Origin of the sequence: Pseudoxanthobacter sp. (assembly GCF_036822375.1) — a bacterium.
GTDB lineage: Bacteria > Pseudomonadota > Alphaproteobacteria > Rhizobiales > Segnochrobactraceae > Pseudoxanthobacter.
Genome location: NZ_DAISHT010000021.1, coordinates 1 through 3,745 on the forward strand (window position 1 = coordinate 1; position 3,745 = coordinate 3,745).

Here is a 3,745-nt window from a genome sequence, read left to right on the forward strand (position 1 = left end):
TTTCCAGCCTGCAGCGGCCGGACGAGAAGGGCGTGCCGGTCTATTTCGTCAAGGTCGACCGGGCGGGCAACGTCGTGAAGCGCCACAGCGCCACGCGCTTCCACTTCGCCCGTTTCGGCGGCGCCTGCGCGCTGTGGAACGTGCACGAAGCCTTCGAGACGCCCGACCGCATCCTGACGCAGGTGGCGGAACTGCCGGACGGCACCCGTTATCTGTCGCTGGCCAAGTGCGTGACCAAGCCGCGCAGCCACTATGGCGCGCTGACCGCCAGCTTCGCCATCGGCATCGGCTGCGAGCTGCACCACGCCCATGAGTTCGTCTACGCGCAGGATATCGACCTGAAGCTGGTCAGCGTGGCGCGCATCGGCGTGAGCTGCCGCATCTGCGAGCGCACCGACTGTCACCAGCGGGCGGTGCCGGCGGTCGATCACACCATCGTGGTCGATCCGGATGTGCGGGGCGACCAGAGCTACACCCTGATGCGCTCCTGAACGACGGCGGGCCGCCCGCCTGCGGGCGGGCGTTTGTCGTCAGGCAGGTGTTTGTCATCGGGCGGGCGTTTGTCATCGGGCGGGCTCTTGCCAGCGCCGGCGCGCGGGTGCAGAACGGCGCGCTGCCAGAGAACCGCTGCGAAGACGCAAGACATGTCCGACCTTCCGCCCAATTCCGCTGCCGGCACGGCCCCGCTCGACCGGGCCGGGCTCCTCGCGCGCCTTGCCGCGCTGGGCATCGCCACCGCCACCACCGAGCATCCGCCGCTGCGCACGGTGGAGGAATCGCAGGCCCTGCGCGGGGCCATTGCCGGTGCGCACTGCAAGAACCTGTTCGTGAAGGACCGCAAGGACACGCTGTTCCTGATCGTGGCCCTTGAGGACGCCGAGATCGACCTGAAGACGGTGCACACCCGCATCGGGGCGAGCGGCAAGGTCAGCTTCGGCAAGCCGGACCTGCTTTATGAGGTGCTGGGCGTCATTCCCGGCGCGGTCACGCCGTTCGGGGCCGTCAACGACGTCGCCGGCCGCGTGACCGTGGTGCTCGATGCGGCGATGATGGACGAGCCGGTGCTGAACTATCACCCGCTGGACAACACCGCGACCACCACCATCGGCCGCGATGATCTGGTGCGGTTCCTGGAGGCGGTGGACCATGCCCCGCGCATTCTGGCGATCAGCCGGGCGGCTGGCGACGCGGACCGGGCGTGAGTGTTTTCGCCGGCGCCGGTTTGCAATTGACCGGGTGCCGGACCATCTAGAGACGTGATAAAGGAGCCCCGCGGCGGGATCGGCATCGGATCCGGCCGGACGGGTCGTGTCCGGCGTGACGGTGCGCGTTTTGATTCCGCGCATCGACGGCCATGCCCGGCCACGGCAGGATCGCACCGGTGGCCGCAGATGGCAGCCGGCCGGCAGCCGGACCATTCAGGCCGGACCGTCATCCCCGGACCATTCCCGGGCGTGAAGGTTCCGGGCGGGCGGGGCGCGATCCAGACATTCGGGCAGGGTCCGTGCCGGGCCCCGTGTTCAAGGGAAAGAGGACGACCGGTCCATGAGCGAGTCTCTGCTGTTCGGTAATGGTGCCCCTGCTGCCCGGCCGCCCGCCGGTGCCGGCGGCGAGGCCGTGATCGACACCACCACCCGCACTTTCGCCCGCGATGTGCTGGAGGCCTCCCGCACGCAGCCGGTGCTGGTGGATTTCTGGGCGCCGTGGTGCGGCCCCTGCAAGCAGCTTGCCCCCGCTCTGGAAAAGGTGGTGAAGGCCAGCCGCGGGCGCGTCCGTCTCGTCAAGATGAACATCGACGAGCACCCGGAAGTCGCCGGTCAGCTCGGCATCCGCTCCATCCCGGCGGTGGTGGCCTTCAAGGACGGCCGTCCGGTCGATGCCTTCATGGGCGCGGTGCCGGAAAGCGAGATCGCGGCCTTCATCGACAAGCTCGGCGGCCCGGCTGCGGGGCCGGACATCGGCCTGCTGCTGGACGAGGCGGAAGCCGCCCTGATCGCCAACGACGTGACGCAGGCCGCCCAGCTCTATGCCGCGGTGCTGGAGGTGGATGCCACCGAAGCCCGGGCGTTCGCCGGCCTTGCCCGCATTGCGCTCGCCGAGGGCGATGTGGAAGGGGCGAAGCAGACGCTGGACGCCGTGCCGCCGGAGAAGGCGGCCGATCCGGCGCTGGCGGCCGTGCGCGCAGCCATCGAGCTGGCCGAGCAGGCGGCCGCTCTGGGCGACGCCGCCGGCCTGATCCGCGACGTGGAGCACAATCCGGACAATCATCAGGCGCGTTTCGATCTGGCCCTGCTGACGGCGGCCCGCGGCGACCGGCAGGCGGCGCTGGATCATCTTCTGGAGATCATCCGCCGCGACCGCAGCTGGAACGAGGACGGCGCGCGCAAGCAACTGGTGCAGTTCTTCGAGGCCTGGGGCCCGAAGGACCCGCTGACGAAGGAGGGCCGGCGCCGGTTGTCGTCGGTGTTGTTCTCCTGACCGGCGCATCGAACGGGCGGGGCCGCGTGCAGTATTGCGCGGCCGACAGCCCCGGCTGGACGCACGCCGAGAAAGAGGGCGACGACATGGCCGGCAATCTCTCATCCTATCGCTCGCCGTCGGACCTGCCCGCGGTGATCCCGGTGTTTCCGCTTGCCGGTGCGCTGTTGCTGCCGCGCGGCCAGCTGCCGCTCAACGTGTTCGAGCCGCGCTATCTGGCGATGGTCGATGCGGTGCTGGGCGGCGAGCGGGTGATCGGCGTGGTGCAGCCGCGTTTCGACCTCGACGAGGTGCGGCTGGAAGACCGGCCGCCGCTGTGCACCATCGGCTGCGCCGGGCGCGTCACCGCGTTTCAGGAAACCGAGGACGGGCGCTACATCATCAACCTGACGGGCATTTCCCGTTTCCGCATCCTGTCGGAGGTGGAAAACGAGACCCCGTTCCGCATGTGCGCCATCACCGCCGAACCCTTTGCCGAGGATTTCAATCCGGAAGCGGCCGAGGGCGGCCCGATCGACCGCTCGACCCTGATCGAGACCTTCCGCGCCTATCTCGACGCCAACGAGATGGAAACGGACTGGCCGAGCGTGGAGCGGGCCTCCAACGAGGTGCTCGTCAACGCCCTGTCGATGATGAGCCCCTACGGGCCGGCCGAAAAGCAGGCGCTGCTGGAGGCGCCGGACCTGAAGGCGCGCTCCGAGACGCTGATCGCCATCACCGAGGTGGCGCTGGTGCGCGCCGACCGCGACGGGCAGGCGCGGCTGAACTGAACCGCGGCGGCCGGCCCGCCGGCGCCGTGTGGCCCGGTGCGGGCCGCGGTCCGGTACCCCGCCGCACCGCACCGCTTTTCATGGGAGATTGCGCGCGATGACCGACACCCCCGCAGACACCCCTGCCGCCCCGCGCCGGGCCGACCCGCGGCTTTTGGAACTGCTGGTCTGCCCGCTGACCAAGACCACGCTGGACTATGACGCCGCGGCGCAGGAGCTGATCTCCCGCGCTGCGCGGCTGGCTTTTCCGATCCGGGATGGCATTCCCATCATGCTGCCGGACGAGGCGCGACCGCTGGAAGACTAACCGCACGCGCAGGGCTCGACGCGCAGGGCTGGACGCGGGACCGCCGATAGGAATATGGTCCGGTGTTGCGCGGTTGCTTTTCGCCGTGCCCAAACCGCGGCATGATGGTGCCGTGACCCGGACCGATCCATGACCCGACGCCCCCGCCCTTCCGCCGCTTCCCCGCCGGCCGCCGCGCCGGATGCGCCCG

At 69.9% G+C, this 3,745-nt stretch carries 5 protein-coding genes; all 5 read left to right on the forward strand.

The window, feature by feature from the left end:
• Window positions 1-491: DUF2083 domain-containing protein (locus V7067_RS04020; protein WP_334174592.1), on the forward strand; the 491-nt coding region annotated here is incomplete at its 5' end.
• A 153-nt stretch (window positions 492-644) separates the two neighbouring features.
• Window positions 645-1,202 carry a YbaK/EbsC family protein gene (locus V7067_RS04025; protein WP_334174593.1) on the forward strand — a complete coding sequence of 186 codons (558 nt, stop codon included), beginning with the start codon at window positions 645-647 and terminating at the stop codon, window positions 1,200-1,202.
• A gap of 343 nt (window positions 1,203-1,545) precedes the next feature.
• Window positions 1,546-2,478: a thioredoxin gene (gene trxA / locus V7067_RS04030; protein WP_334174594.1), complete on the forward strand. Its 933-nt coding sequence runs from the start codon at window positions 1,546-1,548 to the stop codon at window positions 2,476-2,478.
• 86 nt (window positions 2,479-2,564) lie between these two features.
• Entirely contained in the window at window positions 2,565-3,248 is a 684-nt protein-coding gene (locus tag V7067_RS04035) for an LON peptidase substrate-binding domain-containing protein (RefSeq protein WP_334174595.1), read from the forward strand.
• A 97-nt stretch (window positions 3,249-3,345) separates the two neighbouring features.
• Window positions 3,346-3,555, forward strand: coding sequence for a Trm112 family protein (locus V7067_RS04040; RefSeq protein ID WP_334174596.1), 210 nt, complete (start codon window positions 3,346-3,348; stop codon window positions 3,553-3,555).
• Window positions 3,556-3,745 lie beyond the last annotated feature (190 nt).